The sequence below is a fragment of the Streptococcus sp. S5 genome, from assembly GCF_034134805.1.
In the GTDB taxonomy this organism is placed as follows: Bacteria; Bacillota; Bacilli; order Lactobacillales; family Streptococcaceae; genus Streptococcus; species Streptococcus lingualis.
Genome location: NZ_CP139419.1, coordinates 1415980 through 1434992, shown reverse-complemented (window position 1 = coordinate 1434992; position 19013 = coordinate 1415980). Strand labels below are relative to the sequence as shown.

Here is a 19013-nt window from a genome sequence, read left to right as displayed (position 1 = left end):
TATGAAGATACGAAAAGCAACCTTGAAAGATGCTGAAGCCCTACTGTCTCTATACGAAGACTTGGGCTATCCAACGACCGCTTCTAAGCTGTCTCGACGTTTAGAAATGATTCTTTCTCAGCCACATTATGGCTGTCTTCTAGCTGAAAGAAACGGAGAAATTTTAGGTTTCTTAGGTTATGCAAAGCTCTTCTTTTTTGAAACAGATGGATCTTACTATCGTATTTTAGCTTTGTCAGTTGCAAAAAAAACAAGACGACAAGGAATTGCTAGTAGGCTAATTGATGAATTGAAAAAACAAGCGATAAAAGAAGGAGTTAAGGCACTGGCTCTAAATAGTGGATTAACCGCTGAACGAAATGCTGCACATCAGTTTTATCAGGCAGTTGGATTTGAAAAAGTGACTGCCGGCTTTGCCTTGCATTTAAAAACTCAACCTAAATAAATCATGAAAAAATAGTAGAGGGAACGAAGTAATGTCTTCAACAAAAGGGGAAACCTTATATTTTAACGAAAAGAGCATGGACTATGTGACATTTGGAAAAGGAAAGGACCCTCTAGTAATCATACCAGGCTTGGGGGATGGGTTGCAGACGGTTAAAGGAAAGGCCCAGCTCTTTTCCCTCTCTTATCGTCTACTTGCTAAGCGTTATAAAATCTATGTTTTTTCTAGAATCAATGAGTTGAGGCAGGGCTATACGACGCGGGATATGGCAGCAGATGTAGCAGAAGCAATGGAGGTGCTGAACTTGGATACAGCCTATGTCATAGGGATTTCACAAGGTGGAATGATTGCCCAATGGTTGGTGGCGGATTTCCCTGAAAAGGTACAAAAGATCATTTTAGCTGTGACCACTGCAAAACCTAGTCAACTTGCTAGAGAACGAATTGAGCATTGGCAAAAACTTAGTCAATCTGGAAATTTTAAGCATCTCATGCTGGATATTGCAAAGCATTCCTATACGCAAAAGAGCTATCAAAAGTGGCGGTTGCTTTATAATACTATGGGTCTCTTGGGGCGAATCAAAGATGAAAATAGAATAGCCATTCAGTCTCAGTCTTGCCTGGAACATAATAGCCGTGAGATCTTAAAGGAAATTCAGTGTCCAACCTTTGTCCTTGGTGCGCTTGAAGATGATGTGATTGGTGTGGACGGATCTAAGGAACTAGCAAAAGCGATTTCGGGTTGTCAACTCCTCATTCTTAAGCATTCTGGCCATGCTCTTTATGAAGAAAATAAAGTATTTCAGGAGACTGTCTGTGAATTCTTAAACTAAAAAAAGCTGGAATTTTCCAGCTTTTTTATGTTAGTTAAATCGCAAAGAGATCGTTTAGGTTTTCTGCCATGGTTGGGTGAGTAAAGATTTGTTTTGCGATGTAAGTATAAGGGATCTTGTTGTCCATCGCCATGGTAATCAGGTTGATGATTTCGCCTGCAGCTTCTCCAAAGAGCGTCACTCCAAGAATTTCTTTAGTTTCTGGGTTGACCACGGCTTTGAAGGCACCTCGAAGGTCTGCATTGACGTGTCCGCGTGGCATAGCAGCAACTGGCAATTCTTTAACAGCAACTGGAAGTCCTTTGTCACGTGCTTCTTGCTCGGTCAAGCCGACTTGGGCAAGTGGAGGAGCAATAAAGAGTGTTGTCGCATAATTTCTACGAGTTTCGAGATTGTAGCTACCATCGCCTGTAAGGTAGTTGAAGACAATGCGGAAGTCATCGAGTGACATGTAGGTGAATTGAGGACCACCATTAACATCCCCAACTGCAAAGACACCAGGAACGCTGGTTTCCAAATGACGGTTGACTTGGATCGCTCCACGATCAGTGACTTGGATATCTGTGTTTTCAAGACCAAGTCCAGCTGTGTTTGGTTTACGTCCTGTTGCGTAGAGAAGGATATCAAACTCGAAGTCTCCCTTATCTGTGACAACCGTTAAGCTGTTTTGGCCATCTTTGATTTCTTGGGTATGAACACCTTGCAAGAATTGAATACCGTCTTCTTCAAGGTAGCTTTTTGCAAGAGCTGCAATACTTGGTTCGATCCGTGGCAAGAATGTGTCCGCAGCATCCAATACTGTTACTTGGCTGCCCAAGGTATTGTAGAGATGAGCAAATTCCAATCCGATTGGTCCACCACCAAGGACGCCGAGGCGTTTAGGTAGGTTTTCCAAACGTTGAATACCGGTTGAATCCACAGCAAATTTACTTTCAGCCAATCCTGGAATCGGAAGGACATTTGGCACAGCACCAGTATTAATAATAATGGTTTCAGCTGTCAATTCTTCCTTTTCATCTCCAGCTTGAATTTCGATGACCTTGTTAGAAACGAAACGAGCCGTCGCGTCGATAATGTCTACACCAGTTCCAGCAATCGTTGCGTAGTTCTTGCCATTGAGACGAGTAGTGACTGCATTTTTCTCATTCATGGCTTGCTCAAAATCCAAGCCTTTTTCTGCTGCAACAATCAAGGTCTTGGTGGGAATACAAGCGATATTGATACAAGTACCACCATACATAGACTTGCTCTTTTCAAGAAGAGCGACTTTTTTTCCTTGGCTTGATAATTTCGCTGCGAGTGTTTTACCAGCTTTACCAAATCCAATCACAATAACATCATACATTAACATATGTTACACCTTCTTTCGCTTTCTATTGTATCAAACCCATTTTAAAAAGTCTGAAATCTGCTACAGGATTTTTTAGGAGTTCATGGGAAGGGGGAAAGAGGGACAAGAAGTCTTGTTTCATGGTATAATAAAGGGTCGGTGGACCGGATGGTCACACAATCAGTTAGAAAGAGCAAATCAGATGGACGGAATTATCAATGTAAAAAAAGAAGCAGGCATGACCTCACATGATGTGGTCTTTAAACTGCGAAAAATTTTAGGAACTAAGAAGATCGGCCATGGGGGAACGCTGGATCCGGATGTGGTGGGAGTGCTTCCGATAGCAGTTGGAAAGGCGACCCGGATGGTCGAATTCATGCAAGATGAAGGCAAGGTCTATGAAGGAGAAATCACTTTGGGATTTTCTACCACGACGGAGGATGCCAGCGGGGAAGTCGTAGAGCGGACCCCAGTGGAAGCACCTTTAGATGCAGGAGAGGTCGATCGCATGATTGCCCAAATGGTGGGAAAAATGGAGCAAGTACCACCTATGTATTCCGCTGTCAAGGTCAATGGACGTAAGCTCTATGAATATGCGCGGGCAGGAGAAGAAGTGGAACGCCCTGTCCGACAGGTAACCATTTATGAATTCACGCGCACTAGTGAGATTGGCTATGAAGAAGGCCTGGCCCGTTTTCGTTTCCGGGTCAAATGCAGCAAGGGCACCTATATCCGGACCTTGTCGGTGGATTTGGGTCAAAAACTGGGCTACGCAGCGCATATGTCCCATCTGACACGGACCAGTGCTGCCGGTTTGTCACTAGAAGATGCCCTGACCTTAGAAGAAGTGGCTGAAAAAGTAGCACAAGGAGATTTGAGCTTCCTTCACCCACTTGAAATTGGCACCGGGGATCTGGAAAAAGTAGAGCTGACAGTAGAAGAGGTTGGCGAAGTCCAAGTGGGACGCTTTATTCCAGTTGAGAGTGACTCCAAAGAGTTAGCTGCTTTTTACCAAGGAAAATTGGTAGCCATTTTAGAAAAAAGAGAAGAACTTTACAAACCTCGAAAAGTCTTTCTAACAGAAAGTGTGTTACAATAAATTCATGAATATTCGTACGATTACTACTGCTAACCAGATCCATTTGGAAAATGAGACAGTTTTGGTTCTGGGCTACTTTGATGGCCTGCATCTGGGGCATCAAGAACTCTTTAAAAAGGCGCGTCAGATAGCGGATGAAAAAGGCTTGAAGGTCGCTTTGTTAACATTCCCTGAATCTCCTAAGTTAGCCTTTGTTCGCTACCAACCAGAATTACTACTCCATTTGCAAAGTCCTGAGGATCGGTTCCAAAAATTAAACGAACTAGGAGTGGATGAGCTCTTCCTCATTGATTTTACGACCGATTTTGCTTCTAAAACAGCCAAAGAATTTGTTGATCAATTTGTCACAGCTTTGAGGGCCCGAGTTTTAATTGCTGGATTTGATTATAGTTTTGGCTCTGATAAGAAAACGGCCTCTGACTTAGCTGATTATTTTGATGGTCAAGTGGAAGTCATTTCTCCTGTATTGGATCAGGGTGAAAAGATTAGTTCGACCCGCATTCGTCAAGCTATCCTAGAAGGACGCGTCCACGAAGCTGCCCGTCTACTTGGTCACCCTTTATCCAGTCGAGGAATCGTTGTGCATGGGGATGCGCGTGGCCGCACCATTGGCTATCCTACAGCCAATCTAGCACCGATTGACCGGACCTATCTACCATCAGATGGGGTTTATGTAGTTGATGTCGATTTTAAAGGGCATACCTACCGTGGGATGGCTTCTGTCGGGAAAAATGTCACCTTTGATGGAAAAGAGCTTCGTTTCGAAGTCAATCTCTTTGATTTTACAGGAGATATCTACGGTCATACCCTGACCATTCATTGGTTAGATAAGATTCGAGAAATGGTCAAATTCGATGGAATCGATCAACTAGTGGCTCAACTAGAAGAAGATGAAGCAGTTTCACGAAACTGGACCAAGAGGCTGGGACAGAAGTCCTAGCCTCTCAATTGTTTTTGGATTGTCGAGCAAGACGCAGTGGTTGAGTGGGCTCTACTACGCTGATTTCATCAGCTTTTACAGCCCTACTCAACTGTGCGGAGGTGGGACGACGAAATCGAATTCTAACGAATTACCGATTTCTGTCCCACTCTCTTTTTTCGGGCCTCTTCTTGGGAAAAATGAAAGGGATTTCTTTTTTCCACTGAAATTCAGAAAAATCGTCGAGAAATCAAAAAAGCGCTTTTCAAGCACCTATTTTTTTTGTATAATAGAGTCAGATAGTTATATATAAAAAAAGAAGTGAACCACATGATTACATTATTTTTATCACCGAGTTGTACATCATGTCGAAAAGCTCGGGCTTGGTTAAAAAAGCACGATGTTCCATTTAAAGAACACAATATTATGACAAGTCCTTTGAGCAAACAGGAGTTGACAAGTATATTGGCCTTGACCGAAAACGGAACAGACGACATTATTTCAACTCGTTCAAAAATTTTTCAAAAATTGGATGTTGATGTTGAAGATTTATCCATCTCAGCTTTGATCCGTCTGATTGAGGAAAATCCTAGTCTCTTGCGGAGACCGATTATTTTAGATAACAAACGCATGCAGATTGGCTTTAACGAAGATGAAATTCGGGCCTTCTTGCCACGGAGTTATCGCAAACAAGAGTTACGCTCTGCCACTCTAAGAGCAGAAATAAACTAAGAAGTATGTCGAATGCAAAAAAATTATAGTTACCCACTGGACTTATCGTGGAGCACTGAAGAGCTTGCTTCAGTGCTTTCTTTTTTCAATAAAGTTGAAGAAGCCTATGAAAGTAAGGTAGAAGCCAAAGAATACATGGAAGCCTACCGCGCTTTTAAGAAGGTCGTACCTAGTATCGGAGAAGAAAAGCGTCTTGGACGGGAGTTCGAAGAAGTGAGCGGTTATTCTCTCTATCGTGTGACCCAGGCTGCAAAGCAAAAAGAGGAAGGATGGTTTTCTCTTGAAGAATAAGTTAGAGTTTGCCAAACAAATCGTTTTAGAGGCTGGAGACTACTTACGTCTTCATCTCCATGATGACTTGATGATCTCAAAAAAGACTGGGCCAACAGATTTAGTAACCCAGATGGACCAACAGGTTCAAAAGGATTTGGTTGAAAAAATCACACATCGCTACCCAGAAGATCGGATTTTTGCGGAGGAAGATGGCCTTCGCTCCCCGATTTCAGAAGGATCCGTTTGGGTGATTGATCCCATTGATGGGACCAATAATTTTGTGACCCAAAAGGAAGATTTTGCGGTGATGGTGGCCTATTTTGAAGACGGAATTGGTCAGTTTGGCCTGATCTACGATGTGATGCGGGATCACCTTTTTTACGGGGGTGGAGAATTCCCTGTTTATCGCAATGAGGTTGAACTGACGCCCTTTGTGGACCAACCTCTGGAAAACCTTTTGATTGCTTCAAATGTCGGCATGCTTGAGAAAAATGACTGGGGCATGGCCGATCTTGGTATGGACTCTCTTGGCATTCGGGTCTACGGAAGTGCCGGTATTAGTTTTTCAAAAATTCTCTCAGGTGGGATTCTAGCTTATTTTAGCTATATCTGGCCTTGGGATTATGCCGCAGCTGCGATCATGGGGGAACAGTTGGGCTATACCGTTTTAAATCTAAATGGAGATAAACCTAATTACCAGTCAGTGGAACCCATTATGATGGTTCCAAAAGTGAAGTTAACAGAAATTCAAACTTATCTTAAGAAAGGGAGAAGTTAAATGAATTTTCCCAATGGTTTTAAAGAAAAATACCAGCATCTTCTAGGTGAGGATGCTGCTGCTTTTTTTGCGACCTTTGAACAAGAAGCAGTATCTGCCTTTCGGACTAATCCTTTGAAAGAAACTCAAAAAGCATTTGATGATCCGATTCCCAATACCCCTTGGGGCCATTATGGAAAGGTCTCAGGAAAATCCATCGAGCACGCAACGGGCTTGGTCTATTCGCAAGAGCCAGCAGCTCAGATAGTGGCCCAAGTCGCCCAGCCTAAGCCAGGAATGAAGGTCTTAGACTTGGCCGCAGCTCCTGGGGGAAAGACCACCCAACTCTTGTCTTATTTGGACAATCAGGGACTCTTGGTCTCCAATGAGATCCACAAGGGCCGCTCGAAAATTCTTGTAGAGAATGTCGAACGCTTTGGTGCGCGAAATGTGCTAGTAACCAATGAGTCTGCCGATCGTCTAGCAAAGGTTTTCTCAGGCTTTTTTGATCTGATTGTACTAGACGCCCCTTGTTCAGGTGAGGGGATGTTCCGCAAGCAACCAGATGCCATGGACTATTGGTCTGTCGATTACCCTCGAGAGTGCAGTCTCCTTCAAAGAGAGATTCTAGAGGATGCCCTCAAGATGTTGGTTCCAGGTGGTTCCTTGGTGTATTCAACCTGCACCTGGGCTCCTGAGGAAAATGAAGAGATCGTATCCTGGCTTGTGGAAAACTATAATCTGGAGCTGGAAACGATCGAGAAGATCAATGGTATGGCAGAAGGCATTGACCATCCAGAAACGGCGCGCATGTATCCTCATCTCTTTAAAGGGGAGGGACAATTTGTTGCTAAGTTCCGTTATCTAGGAGAGAATCGACCTGCCAAAATCCCTTCCAAAAAGGACCAATTATCTGCAGAACAAAAGAAATGGTGGCAGGAGTTTGCTAAGAAACACTTGAAGATCACTCTAGAAGGTGTCCTCGAAACCTTTGGGGACGAACTCTACTTGGTTTCACTTGGTTTACCAGATTTGCGAAAAGTAAAAATCGCCCGAAATGGCTTGCATCTAGGCACCTTCAAGAAAAATCGATTTGAACCTAGTTTTGCCCTTGGCCTTGCTCTAAAACCGAGTGAGGTCAAAGAGACCGTTTCGATCACGCCTGAAGACTTTGTTCATTATGTGGCGGGAGAGACGGTTCAATTAAAGGAAACGCATCCAAATGGATGGTACCAGGTCCTGGTTGAAGGCAATGGTTTGGGCTTTGCCAAAGTGACCGGACAGACCCTGAAAAATTTCTATCCAAAGGGGCTTCGTTTTAGGTAAAATGCTGGGCAAAGAACCCGTTCTATGATATAGTGGAAGTACAGGTTTTTTTGAAAAAAACTTGTCAAAATCATAAGTGAAATAGTGAAATATCAAGGAGACATGATTTGAAAAAGTCTAAAAAGCTGATCCTAGGACTAGCGACGATCGCATTAGCAGGAAGTTTATCTGCTTGTGCGTCTTGGATCAATCGCGGAGAATCCATCACTGCTGTCGGATCGACTGCCTTACAACCCTTGGTTGAAGGAGTAGTAGATCGCTACATTGAAGAACATCCTGGTAAGATTGTGAATGTACAAGGAGGAGGTTCTGGTACAGGACTTTCACAAGTTCAATCAGGCGCTGTTGATATCGGAAATAGTGACCTTTTTGCAGAGGAAAAATCTGGGATTGATGCTTCTAGTCTGGTCGATCACCAGGTAGCCGTAGCAGGGACAGCCATCATTGCCAATAAAAATATCTCAGTAGATAATTTGACAACAGAGCAATTGCGAAAGATCTTTACGGGTGAATATACCAACTGGAAGCAATTGGGAGGTCCAGATCTTGAAATCACGATTGTGAACCGAGCGGTTGGTTCTGGTAGCCGTGCTGTCTTTGATGCCATTATTATGGATGGCAAACAACCCAAGCAGGCTCAAGAGCAAGACTCTAATGGAATGGTGAAAAACATCGTTTCTCAGACGCCAGGAGCCATCTCTTATCTAGCCTTTACCTACTTGGATAGCAGTGTTAAAACCATGAAGCTTAATGGCTATCAACCAACTAAAGCCAATGTCGTCAACAATAACTGGCCAATCTTGTCTTACGAACACATGTATACTAAGGGAAAACCTAATGAGTTGTCTAAAAAATTCATTGACTACATGATGACCGATGAGGTTCAGCAAAAAGTTGTTGGCAAGATGGGTTATATCCCGATCAATGACATGAAAGTTACCCGTGATTTAAAAGGGAATGTGACAAAAAAATAAAAGAATTAGGTAAAAAATGAACGAAGTAGCAAAAAAAATGCTGACGAAATCAAAAAACTCCCGCCTAGAAAAATTTGGCAGAACCATTACTTTTCTATGCATGAGTTTGATTGTTGTCGTCGTTGCCATGATTTTGATTTTCGTGGCCCAAAAAGGTTTATCGACTTTCTTTGTCAATAAAGTCAATATCTTTAGTTTTCTATTTGGGAGCTCTTGGAATCCTGCTGCAAAGGAATTCGGAGCCCTACCAATGATTCTAGGTTCCTTTATTGTAACCTTGCTTTCTGCCCTCTTGGCAACGCCGTTTGCCATTGGTGCAGCTGTTTTCATGACAGAAGTCTCTCCTAAAGGAGCTCGTTTCTTGCAACCAGCGATTGAGCTCTTAGTGGGAATTCCTTCAGTTGTTTACGGATTTATTGGCCTTCAAGTGGTCGTCCCATTTACGCGTAGTCTCTTTGGTGGGACTGGTTTTGGGATTCTCTCAGGGGTCTTTGTCCTCTTTGTTATGATCCTGCCAACTGTCACCTTTATGACGACCGATAGCCTCCGAGCTGTTCCCCGTCATTACCGGGAAGCTAGTATGGCCATGGGTGCGACCCGCTGGCAAACCATTTGGCATGTCACGCTCAAGGCAGCCCGCTCAGGAATTTTTACAGCGGTTGTCTTTGGTATGGCGCGTGCCTTCGGGGAAGCCTTGGCTATCCAGATGGTGGTCGGAAACTCGGCAGTGGTACCAACCTCGCTCACAACACCAGCTTCCACCCTCACCTCTATTTTGACCATGGGAATCGGAAATACCGTCATGGGTACGGTCAATAACAATGTTCTTTGGTCACTAGCCTTGGTATTGCTCCTCATGAGTCTTGCCTTTAACAGTGTGATTAAACTGATTACGAAAGAAAGAGGTAAGAAGAACTATGCACGCTAAACGAATGGATAAAATTGCAACAGGAGTGCTGTATGCTATTTCAGGGATCATCGTTGCGATTCTTGCCTCATTGATCCTTTATATCTTGGTCCGTGGCTTGCCCCATGTATCTTGGCACTTCTTGACTGGGAAATCTTCTTCTTACCAAGCAGGAGGAGGGATCGGAATTCAATTGTATAATTCCTTCTTCCTCTTGGTCATTACCTTGGTGATTTCCTTCCCACTTTCTCTTGGAGCTGGGATTTACCTCTCTGAGTATGCTAAAAAAGGTCGTTTGACCAATTTGGTTCGTACCTGTATTGAGATCTTGTCTTCTTTGCCATCTGTCGTTGTAGGTCTCTTTGGTTACCTGGTCTTCGTTGTCCAGTTCAAATATGGATTTTCGATCATTTCAGGGGCCTTGGCCTTGACCGTCTTTAACCTGCCACAGATGACCCGCAATATCGAAGATAGCTTGCAGCACGTTCACCATACACAGCGCGAAGCAGGTCTAGCACTGGGCTTGTCTCGCTGGGAAACTGTGATCCATGTCGTGGTTCCAGAAGCTCTTCCAAGTATTATCACTGGGGTTGTCTTAGCCTCTGGACGGATCTTTGGGGAAGCTGCAGCCTTGATCTATACAGCAGGTCAGTCGGCTCCAGCCCTTGATTGGTCAAACTGGAATATCTTTAGTGTGACCAGTCCAATTTCGATCTTCCGTCAGGCTGAAACCTTGGCCGTCCATATCTGGAAGGTCAACAGTGAAGGAACTATTCCAGACTCGATCGAAGTCTCAGCCGGTTCTGCCGCCGTTCTTTTGATCTTTATCTTGATCTTTAACTTTGGAGCGCGCAAACTCGGAAGTTACCTCCATAAAAAACTAACATCTGCTTAAAGGAGAAGAAATGTCAAAATACAATTGGGATGAGAGACACATCATTACTTTTCCTGAAGAAAAGGTGGTCCTATCGACCAAAGATTTGCATGTCTATTATGGAACGAACGAGTCCATTAAAGGCGTCGACATGCAGTTTGAAAAGAATAAGATTACAGCCTTGATCGGTCCCTCAGGATCTGGGAAATCAACCTACCTTCGTAGTTTGAACCGGATGAATGATACCATCGATATTGCGCGTGTAACGGGTGAAATTTGGTATGAAGGAATCGATGTCAATCGTCCAGATATCAATGTTTATGAAATGCGCAAGCACATTGGGATGGTTTTCCAACGGCCCAATCCTTTTGCCAAATCGATTTATAAAAACATCACCTTCCCGCATGAACGTGCTGGGGTGAAAGACAAGAAGATCTTGGACGAATTGGTCGAAACTTCTTTGAAACAGGCAGCTCTATGGGATCAGGTCAAGGATGATCTTCATAAATCAGCTCTGACACTTTCAGGTGGCCAACAGCAACGACTTTGTATTGCCCGGGCCATCTCTGTGAAGCCAGATATCTTACTCATGGATGAGCCTGCTTCAGCGCTTGATCCGATCGCGACAGCGCAATTAGAAGAAACCATGCTTGAGTTGAAGAAGGATTATACCATTGTCATCGTGACCCACAGCATGCAACAAGCAGCCCGTGCTAGTGATTATACTGGTTTCTTCTACCTTGGAAACCTCATCGAGTACGATAAGACTTCGAATATTTTCCAAAATGCGAAATTGCAATCGACCAACGATTATGTATCGGGTCACTTTGGATAAAGTAAAATGACAACAAAAAGGAAAATAGAATGACAGAACCAATTTTGCAAGTCAAGGACTTGTCGGTTTATTACAATAAAAAGAAGGCTCTAAATAGCGTCTCCTTGGACTTTGCTCCAAAGGAGATTACGGCCTTGATTGGTCCTTCAGGATCAGGGAAATCTACCCTTTTAAAAGCCATTAACCGCATGGGCGACCTCAACCATGAGGTCACTACCACAGGAACCATCCTCTACAATGGACATAATATCTACGGACCACGGACCGATACGGTCGAATTGCGTAAGGAAATCGGAATGGTCTTCCAACAGCCCAATCCTTTCCCAATGTCCATTTATGATAATGTGACTTATGGATTGATGATTAATGGTGTCAAGGACAAGGCTGTCTTGGATGAAGCAGTTGAAACCTCTCTGAAACGCGCTTCCATCTGGGATGAAGTCAAGGATCGCCTGCATGATTCAGCGATCGGACTTTCCGGTGGTCAGCAGCAGCGGGTCTGTGTGGCGCGGGTTCTTGCGACCAGTCCAAAGATTATTCTTTTGGATGAACCAACTTCAGCGCTGGACCCAATTTCAGCTGGGAAAATTGAAGAAACCTTGTATGGACTAAAAGACCGCTACACCATGCTCTTGGTGACACGTTCCATGCAACAAGCAAGTCGGATTTCCGATAAAACAGCCTTTTTCTTGGATGGAGATTTGATCGAGTACAATGACACCAATGAAATGTTCTTGAACCCAGCTAAGAAAGAAACAGAAGACTATGTCTCTGGTAAATTTGGATAGGAAGAAAATAAAATGTTACGAGTTCAATTTGAAGAAGATTTAGATAAGTTGCATAACCAGTTTTATGCAATGGGAAATGAAGTGTTGAGTCAGATCAACCGTACGGTTCGTGCTTTCGTGACCCATGACCGTGAATTGGCCCGTCAGGTCATCGAAGATGATGCGGAGATCAACGAATACGAAGTGAAGCTTGAGCGCAAGTCTTTTGAGATTATCGCGCTTCAACAGCCGGTTTCACAAGACCTTCGCGTCGTGATGACCGTCTTAAAAGCAGTCTCTGACTTGGAGCGGATGGGGGACCACGCAGTATCGATTGCCAAGGCAACGATTCGCATGAAAGGGGAAGTCCGTATCCAATCTGTTGAGGAAGAAATCAGCAAGATGGGCCGTGAAGTCAAAGATTTTGTCGAAGCGACACTAGATGTTTACCTCAAAGGCGATGTGGATTTGGCCTATGAAGTTGCTTCACGAGATGAAGTCATCAACCATTACTTCGATAGCATCCAAGAATTAGCAACAGAAGAAATTCGGAAAAATCCAGAGTCCATCGTGACTGGTCGTGATTATTTCCAAGTGATCAACTTCTTGGAACGCATCGGAGATTATGCAAAAAATATCTGTGAATGGGTAGTTTACTTTGAAACAGGTAAAATTATCGAAATGTAAGATCATGGAGTCTTTTCGATCTCAGACAGGCATTGTCATGCTTGTCTTTTCTTTTATCCCAACTTTGTGATAAAATAGTTTTATTAGGGCTTTTGATTGGAAAAGCGTGAAACATTTAAAGGAGGAAATTATGCAAGCAGTTGCACATTTTGTAGAAACATTCGTTCCAGAACATTATGAAGTGTTTTTGGATTTAAGTCGTAAAACCAAGACCTTTAGCGGTCGTGTGGTGATCACGGGTCAAGCCAAGGCGGACAAGATCTCGCTTCACCAAAAGGATTTGACCATTGAAACAGTAGAAGTAGCCGGTCAAGCCCGTCCATTTACGGTTGATGATGCCAATGAAGCAGTTTATGTTGAATTGGAAGGCACAGGTCAAGTGACAGTTACCCTGACCTATTCTGGTAACATCACAGACAATATGACAGGGATTTACCCATCTTACTACAGCATTGATGGCGTGAAGAAGGAAGTCCTCTCAACTCAGTTTGAGAGCCATTTTGCGCGTGAAGCCTTTCCAAGTGTGGACGAGCCTGAAGCCAAAGCAACGTTTGATCTTTCTTTGAAATTTGACCAAGAAGAAGGGGAAATTGCCCTCTCCAATATGCCTGAAATCGATGTGGAAAACCGCAAAGAAACAGGAATTTGGAAATTTGCTACGACTCCACGGATGTCTTCTTACCTCCTTGCCTTTGCTGCAGGAGACCTTCAAGGAATCACAGCTAAAACCAAAAATGGTACTCTCGTAGGTATCTATTCAACCAAGGCCCATCCGTTGAAAAACTTAGAATTTTCTCTTGATGTAGCTGTACGTGTCATCGAATTTTATGAAGACTATTATGGCGTGAAGTATCCAATTCCTCAATCTCTTCACGTAGCGCTTCCTGACTTCTCAGCTGGAGCGATGGAAAACTGGGGCTTGGTGACTTACCGTGAAGTCTACCTCCTCGTAGATGAAAACTCAACTGCAGTTAGCCGTCAACAAGTCGCTCTTGTAGTTGCTCACGAATTGGCTCACCAATGGTTTGGTAACCTAGTAACCATGAAGTGGTGGGATGACCTCTGGTTGAACGAAAGTTTTGCCAACATGATGGAATATGTATCTGTCAATGCCATCGAACCAAGCTGGAATATCTTTGAAGACTTCCAAACAACAGGTGTTCCATTGGCTTTGAAACGCGATGCAACCGATGGGGTTCAATCTGTCCATGTAGAAGTCAAACACCCTGATGAAATCAATACTCTTTTTGACCCAGCCATCGTCTATGCGAAGGGAAGCCGTCTCATGCATATGCTTCGCCGCTGGTTAGGGGATGATGCTTTCCGTAAAGGACTCAAAGCTTACTTTGAAAAACACCAATATGGCAATACCATCGGTCGTGACCTTTGGAATGCCCTAGGTGATGCTTCTGGTCGTGATGTAGCAGCCTTCATGGATTCTTGGTTGGAACAACCTGGTTATCCAGTCCTTACAGCAGTGGTAGAAAATGATACCTTGAAGATCAGCCAAAAACAATTCTTCATCGGAGAACATGAAGACCAAGGCCGTCAATGGGTTGTGCCATTGAACAGCAACTGGTCTGGTATTCCAGATACACTTGAAACAGAAACGCTTGAAATCCCAGGTTATGCTGCCCTTGCTGCTGCAAATAGTGAACCGCTTCGTTTCAATACGGAAAATACAGCCCACTACATTACCGATTACCAAGGAGAGCTCTTGGATGCGATTGTAGACAATATGGCTTCCTTGGATAACTTGAGCAAGCAACAAATCCTTCAAGAACGCCGTCTCTTGGCAGAAAGTGGTGTCATCTCTTATGCAAGTCTCTTGCCAGTCATCGAGAAATTGACCCAAGAAACGACTTATTTGGTTGTATCTGCAGTTTCATCAATCCTTCAAGGGCTCAGCCTCTTTGTGGATGAAGGGACGGAAGTAGAAGCAGCCTATAAGAAGTTGCTCGTAACCTTCAACCAATTCAACTTTGAACGCCTTGGTTTTGAACCAAAAGCTGGAGAAGCAGATGAGGATGAAATGGTTCGTCAATTGGTTATTTCAAATATGATCAAGGGTGATGATGCAAAAGCAAGCGCTAAAGCAAGTGAAATCTATGCAGCCCATGCAGAGGATATCAGCAAGCTTCCAGCCGCTATTCGTTTACAAATCTTGATTAACCAAATCAAACACCATGAAAGCAAAGAATTGACTGATTTGTACTTGAACACTTATGCTCAAGCGACAGATGGTAACTTCAAGCGTCAATTGTCTACAGCTCTGGCTTATACAACCGATGCAGACACAGTTGAAAAGATTTTGACAGAGTGGAAGAACAAGGATGTTGTGAAACCACAAGACTTGGCAATGAGTTGGTATTTCACCTTCTTACACCATGAGTTCACTCAAGAATCTGCCTGGACTTGGGCGCGTGAAAATTGGGAATGGGTCAAAGCAGCTCTTGGTGGAGACATGAGCTTTGACAAGTTTGTCATCTACCCAGCCAATACCTTCAAAACAGCAGAGCGCTTAGCAGAATTCAAAGCCTTCTTTGAACCACAATTGTCTGATATGGCTATCAGCCGAAACATCAGCATGGGAATCAAGGAAATCGCAGCGCGTGTGGATTTGATTCAACGGGAAAAAGCAGCAGTAGAAGCCGCTATCCTTGCGACAAAATAGATTTAAAAAAGATGCTACAGAATTCATTCTGTAGCATCTTAGAATGTAGACAACGTCATCTTTGAAACTTTCCTTAGGTGAGCACGGACGTCAGCGAACTTCTTTGAAGTTCCATGACTTAGTTTTGAGCCTAAGGTCTCAAAACTCCCGAGTGCCTGAAACAATTGTGTTTCAGGCACTTTTCTCACAGCGGAAAGTTTCAGTGTATATTTGATTGAGACTTAAAAAATATATTATTTTAATTTCTGGGGCATCATTTAGGTTGGTTAATGATAGTTTAACTACATCCTAATGGAGTGGGAAAGAAGTCCTCTCTTTTCAATTTTTCCACCCCCGCATAGATACAACAGTCTGGGAGAGTGTTGGAGGTTGCAGATAAAGGAAATACTGTTTACGTCACCTCAAAGCAGTGCTATGAGCAATCAACCAATGTGTTAAACTGTTATTTCTATCTAACATCAAAGGCTGGACAGATTTTGCCCAGCCTCTTTTTCTATAAATAAGCTGAATAAGACCTCGAGGAGAAGGATCATTAGTTTATTGGACTTGGTAAGAGAATTTCCGTTCGATAGTGGCCATTTTCTTTGAATCGTTTGATAGTTCCTTGGTATTCTTGTACTAGGGCATCAACGTTTCGCAAGCCCCAACCATCTCTTTGACGTGTTTTACGAGTCTCTTTTTCCTGTTCATTAAAGGTATTGTTGATCGAAATAAATAGATTTTGTTGAAAATAACGTATATTCAGAGACAATGTTCTCTCTGATTTATCAGTCAATCGAAGACAGGCTGAAATACTATTATCCAAACAATTTCCTAAAATAACAGCTAGCACATCTGGCTGAATAGATAGTTCTTGTGGTATAAAGCAGTCAATTTCCAATTCAATTTCATCTTCCACATCGTGCAGTTTTTGATTCAGTAAATAATTAACCGTTGGATTTTTGGAGTAAAAGGTTTGTTTTCCTGAAATACTATCGGTTAACGATTGAAGGTACTCTCTAGCCTCATCAGGATTTTCTTCTAGAAGTGCCAAGAGGGTTAAATGTTTATTTTTTAAGTCATACCGAAGACTTTGCAATCGTTGGTATTCTTCTTGAGACTGTTGTGTTTCTCTTAATTGGAATTGAAGTTGTTCTTTATCTAATTTATTTTGATAATCAGCGTGCTGTTGTTGAGAAAGATGTAAGGTAAAATACAGCGAGGAAAACGACAATACAATAAGAGATAAGAGTGAAATGACAGAAAGATAATCTGGTCCAAATACTTGCCCTTGAATAGCAGATACAGTAAAGGCAAAAATAATCGATAAAATCGGCACGATAAATTGATAAAGCCAATTTCTTCTAGATGTTGCCATGGTTAACTTTTGATGTGTTCGAAATAGTTGTCGAAGAACAAGAGTGATCACAGTTGAAAAAAGAAAACTGATGGCAAGGTAACCACTAATCAGTTCTAAATTTTTCGATACTTTTGACAGTGGAAGAAATAGTTGGATAGCTTGATTGAGGACAGCTCCGGCTAATAATGTCAGGCTTGTTTGTAAGAATATCCAAAAAGAAGAATCACGAAAGGAGAAATCAAAATAGAGTCCTACAAGAGCGGATTCTACAATACTCAGAAAGAGATTGCTAACTAAAAAAACGCGACTTTCTAAAAATAGAAAAACAAGAGCCACATGAAAAAGCAAGAAACAACAAAGGGCTAAAAGTGTCTCTTTTGAATGTTTACTTTTGGATATTGGCCTATAAAATAAAACACTTGCCAGAAATAAGTCAAACAAGATACTAATGATCCGCAATCCTATTAGCATTAGAAATTCCTTTCACTGAGATAGTTATAGTATTTTTCTTTAAAAGAAGACTGGAACTTACGACTAATTGGAAGTGAATGTTCCTCGGTTCCATTTAGCAAAATAGTTACTGTTTTCGCATCAAAATCTTTGATATATTTGGGATTTACAATATAAGAAGCATGAATTTGAATAAAATAATCAGGTAGTTTATCTAAAATGTCTTGAGTTTTCAGTAAGGACTTATAGGTATCTGCTAGTGTGTAAATAAAAACGGAACGCTTATCTTTCTCAAAATAGGTAATGTCACTTAAAGGAATAGAGTAACTTTGTTTTCCAAATGAGAAGTTAAAGATGGTTTGTCCTAAATCTAAATAACGTAAAATTCTGTCTACTACCTTATTTAGCCTTTGAGGTTCGATTGGTTTTACTAAGTAATCAAAAGTCTGTACTTCAAATACTTGTTCCATGTAATCACGATAGCTGGTCACAAAAATAATGGGGATAAAAGGATTGAACTGACGAATTTCACGTGCAAGGTCAATTCCAGTAATTTGTGGCATATCAATATCCAAAAAAACACAATGTGTATCTCTTGTTAACTGTTCTAGCATTTTTTGTGGATTTGTATATAATTTTGTTTCTACAGGAACCTTGTCGTAAGAAAGTAAATACTGTTCTAACTGACTAGCATCTCTAGTTGAGTCATCACAAATAACGACGTTTAACATAAGTCCCCCTTATCAAATTGAGTTGGCTAATTATGACACTAAAATGGTCAATCATGACGTAAACCATGGAAAGTCATATGTTTATTATACAATAATCTTATCAAAAATGAAGGAAGCTGGGAAAATCTTCTCAGTCTTGAGTGATGAGATGAAGACATTTGCGACACTGACTATTAAAGATTTGACAAAATCATTTGATAAGCAACATTTTGCTAATAACCATATTTCCTTAGAAATAGAAGCTGCTAAAATTACAGCTTTTTTAGGACACAATGGTGCTGGTAAGTCCACCCTCTTAAATCAAATGATTGGTTTTACCAAACCTGATAAAGGAGATGTATGCTATGGAGATATTTCTTTTGTACAGAATCGTAAACAAGCTCGCTCAATGATGAGCTATATGTCGCAACAGTATGCACCACTTGAAAAATTAACGGTGGAACAAAACTTAGAAATGCTTGGAAGAATGAGAGATTAAACACCTTAGATTTACAAAAAGAAATGGATCAGCTCTTAACCGACTTGGAAATTAAGGAGTACCGGGCAAAACAAGGGAAGGATCTCTCAGGCGGTTTAAAGCGTCTAACTTCTTTTGCAATGGCTTTGATCGGATCTCCGACTATCATTCTTCTTGATGAACCCACGAACGATGTTGATCCAATACGTCGTGAAAAACAGTGGCAATTATTACAGAAGCTAGCCCATAAAGGTCATACCATTATTATTGTGACACATAACTTGTTGGAAGTTGAAAAATATGCAGACAACTATGCCTTATTTAACCATGGGAAGTTAATCAAATCAGGCCCAGTTCAGCAAATAACCTATCAAAAGCAGTATCAAATCTCTTTTGAGTTTAGGAATGAAGATAGCTTAGCTCTATTCCAAGATTATACCATTATCAATGGTTCGATTTGCCAGATTGAAGTAGAAGAGAAGGAGATAACGATTCTGCTACCAAAAATAACACAGGAATTGGATAGAAAGAATATTTTTAATCTGTCACTTACTCAGAAAAACGTATCCATTTCAGATCTTTATAGAGAGGAGTTGACAAACTGA

General features: G+C 42.0%; 18 protein-coding genes and 1 pseudogene. 16 read left to right on the top strand and 3 right to left on the bottom strand.

What is annotated here, in order from left to right:
* Nucleotide 1 precedes the first annotated feature (1 nt).
* Together SM123_RS06890 and SM123_RS06885 are read left to right on the top strand one after the other, a co-directional pair.
* The gene (locus SM123_RS06890; RefSeq protein WP_320909312.1) at nt 2-445 is read left to right on the top strand and encodes a GNAT family N-acetyltransferase; all 444 of its coding nucleotides are present in this window, start codon (nt 2-4) and stop codon (nt 443-445) included.
* A gap of 31 nt (nt 446-476) precedes the next feature.
* Complete coding sequence (locus SM123_RS06885; RefSeq protein ID WP_320909311.1) at nt 477-1277, top strand: alpha/beta fold hydrolase; 801 nt, start codon at nt 477-479, stop codon at nt 1275-1277.
* Nucleotides 1278-1311: 34 nt separating this feature from the next.
* On the opposite strand, the gene SM123_RS06880 is transcribed toward SM123_RS06885, so the two are convergent.
* Nucleotides 1312-2628 (bottom strand): FAD-containing oxidoreductase, encoded by a 1317-nt coding sequence (locus tag SM123_RS06880; RefSeq protein ID WP_320909310.1) that lies wholly within the window; start codon nt 2626-2628, stop codon nt 1312-1314.
* Between the two features lie 181 nt (nt 2629-2809).
* On the opposite strand from SM123_RS06880, the gene truB reads away from it, so the two are divergent.
* The 13 genes from truB (at nt 2810) to SM123_RS06815 (ending at nt 15431) form a co-directional block, all read left to right on the top strand.
* Entirely contained in the window at nt 2810-3706 is an 897-nt protein-coding gene (gene truB / locus SM123_RS06875; RefSeq protein WP_320909309.1) for a tRNA pseudouridine(55) synthase TruB, read from the top strand.
* Nucleotides 3707-3710: 4 nt separating this feature from the next.
* Nucleotides 3711-4646, top strand: a complete 936-nt coding sequence (locus SM123_RS06870; RefSeq protein ID WP_320909308.1) for a bifunctional riboflavin kinase/FAD synthetase — start codon at nt 3711-3713, stop codon at nt 4644-4646.
* A 309-nt stretch (nt 4647-4955) separates the two neighbouring features.
* On the top strand, nt 4956-5357 hold the full coding sequence (locus SM123_RS06865) for a Spx/MgsR family RNA polymerase-binding regulatory protein (RefSeq protein WP_021152971.1): 402 nt from the start codon (nt 4956-4958) through the stop codon (nt 5355-5357).
* Between the two features lie 12 nt (nt 5358-5369).
* Complete coding sequence (locus tag SM123_RS06860; protein WP_214259817.1) at nt 5370-5648, top strand: UPF0223 family protein; 279 nt, start codon at nt 5370-5372, stop codon at nt 5646-5648.
* On the top strand, nt 5638-6408 hold the full coding sequence (locus tag SM123_RS06855; protein ID WP_061455451.1) for an inositol monophosphatase family protein: 771 nt from the start codon (nt 5638-5640) through the stop codon (nt 6406-6408). Before SM123_RS06860 ends, SM123_RS06855 begins: the two co-directional genes overlap by 11 nt.
* A complete protein-coding gene (locus tag SM123_RS06850) occupies nt 6409-7713 on the top strand; it encodes an RsmF rRNA methyltransferase first C-terminal domain-containing protein (protein ID WP_320909307.1) in 1305 nt (434 codons plus the stop codon). It begins immediately after the preceding gene.
* A gap of 107 nt (nt 7714-7820) precedes the next feature.
* On the top strand, nt 7821-8687 hold the full coding sequence (locus tag SM123_RS06845; protein WP_320909306.1) for a phosphate ABC transporter substrate-binding protein PstS family protein: 867 nt from the start codon (nt 7821-7823) through the stop codon (nt 8685-8687).
* 16 nt (nt 8688-8703) lie between these two features.
* The gene (pstC, locus tag SM123_RS06840; protein ID WP_049483388.1) at nt 8704-9615 is read left to right on the top strand and encodes a phosphate ABC transporter permease subunit PstC; all 912 of its coding nucleotides are present in this window, start codon (nt 8704-8706) and stop codon (nt 9613-9615) included.
* Nucleotides 9605-10489: a phosphate ABC transporter permease PstA gene (gene pstA / locus SM123_RS06835; RefSeq protein ID WP_003006597.1), complete on the top strand. Its 885-nt coding sequence runs from the start codon at nt 9605-9607 to the stop codon at nt 10487-10489. Before pstC ends, pstA begins: the two co-directional genes overlap by 11 nt.
* 10 nt (nt 10490-10499) lie before the next feature.
* On the top strand, nt 10500-11303 hold the full coding sequence (pstB, locus tag SM123_RS06830; protein ID WP_003006600.1) for a phosphate ABC transporter ATP-binding protein PstB: 804 nt from the start codon (nt 10500-10502) through the stop codon (nt 11301-11303).
* Nucleotides 11304-11332: 29 nt separating this feature from the next.
* Nucleotides 11333-12091, top strand: coding sequence for a phosphate ABC transporter ATP-binding protein PstB (pstB, locus tag SM123_RS06825; RefSeq protein ID WP_003003393.1), 759 nt, complete (start codon nt 11333-11335; stop codon nt 12089-12091).
* 12 nt (nt 12092-12103) lie between these two features.
* Nucleotides 12104-12757, top strand: coding sequence for a phosphate signaling complex protein PhoU (gene phoU / locus SM123_RS06820; protein WP_320909305.1), 654 nt, complete (start codon nt 12104-12106; stop codon nt 12755-12757).
* Between the two features lie 130 nt (nt 12758-12887).
* Nucleotides 12888-15431 carry a M1 family metallopeptidase gene (locus SM123_RS06815; protein WP_320909304.1) on the top strand — a complete coding sequence of 848 codons (2544 nt, stop codon included), beginning with the start codon at nt 12888-12890 and terminating at the stop codon, nt 15429-15431.
* 532 nt (nt 15432-15963) lie between these two features.
* On the opposite strand, the gene SM123_RS06810 is transcribed toward SM123_RS06815, so the two are convergent.
* Together SM123_RS06810 and SM123_RS06805 are read right to left on the bottom strand one after the other, a co-directional pair.
* Entirely contained in the window at nt 15964-17241 is a 1278-nt protein-coding gene (locus SM123_RS06810) for a sensor histidine kinase (RefSeq protein ID WP_320909303.1), read from the bottom strand.
* A complete protein-coding gene (locus tag SM123_RS06805; protein ID WP_070660283.1) occupies nt 17241-17951 on the bottom strand; it encodes a LytR/AlgR family response regulator transcription factor in 711 nt (236 codons plus the stop codon). Before SM123_RS06805 ends, SM123_RS06810 begins: the two co-directional genes overlap by 1 nt.
* 106 nt (nt 17952-18057) lie before the next feature.
* Between SM123_RS06805 and SM123_RS06800 the strand changes: the two are divergent.
* Nucleotides 18058-19013, top strand: a pseudogene (locus tag SM123_RS06800) (ABC transporter ATP-binding protein).

Bases quoted from the DNA above. Each gene is read 5' to 3' on its own strand.
- SM123_RS06805 (WP_070660283.1), bottom strand. From the start codon at position 17,951: ATGTTAAACGTCGTTATTTGTGATGACTCAACTAGAGATGCTAGTCAG.
- phoU (WP_320909305.1), top strand. From the start codon at position 12,104: ATGTTACGAGTTCAATTTGAAGAAGATTTAGATAAGTTGCATAACCAG.
- pstA (WP_003006597.1), top strand. From the start codon at position 9,605: ATGCACGCTAAACGAATGGATAAAATTGCAACAGGAGTGCTGTATGCT.
- SM123_RS06885 (WP_320909311.1), top strand. From the start codon at position 477: ATGTCTTCAACAAAAGGGGAAACCTTATATTTTAACGAAAAGAGCATG.
- SM123_RS06850 (WP_320909307.1), top strand. From the start codon at position 6,409: ATGAATTTTCCCAATGGTTTTAAAGAAAAATACCAGCATCTTCTAGGT.
- pstB (WP_003006600.1), top strand. From the start codon at position 10,500: ATGTCAAAATACAATTGGGATGAGAGACACATCATTACTTTTCCTGAA.
- truB (WP_320909309.1), top strand. From the start codon at position 2,810: ATGGACGGAATTATCAATGTAAAAAAAGAAGCAGGCATGACCTCACAT.
- SM123_RS06815 (WP_320909304.1), top strand. From the start codon at position 12,888: ATGCAAGCAGTTGCACATTTTGTAGAAACATTCGTTCCAGAACATTAT.
- pstB (WP_003003393.1), top strand. From the start codon at position 11,333: ATGACAGAACCAATTTTGCAAGTCAAGGACTTGTCGGTTTATTACAAT.
- SM123_RS06865 (WP_021152971.1), top strand. From the start codon at position 4,956: ATGATTACATTATTTTTATCACCGAGTTGTACATCATGTCGAAAAGCT.
- SM123_RS06810 (WP_320909303.1), bottom strand. From the start codon at position 17,241: ATGCTAATAGGATTGCGGATCATTAGTATCTTGTTTGACTTATTTCTG.
- SM123_RS06880 (WP_320909310.1), bottom strand. From the start codon at position 2,628: ATGTTAATGTATGATGTTATTGTGATTGGATTTGGTAAAGCTGGTAAA.
- pstC (WP_049483388.1), top strand. From the start codon at position 8,704: ATGAACGAAGTAGCAAAAAAAATGCTGACGAAATCAAAAAACTCCCGC.
- SM123_RS06860 (WP_214259817.1), top strand. From the start codon at position 5,370: ATGCAAAAAAATTATAGTTACCCACTGGACTTATCGTGGAGCACTGAA.
- SM123_RS06890 (WP_320909312.1), top strand. From the start codon at position 2: ATGAAGATACGAAAAGCAACCTTGAAAGATGCTGAAGCCCTACTGTCT.
- SM123_RS06870 (WP_320909308.1), top strand. From the start codon at position 3,711: ATGAATATTCGTACGATTACTACTGCTAACCAGATCCATTTGGAAAAT.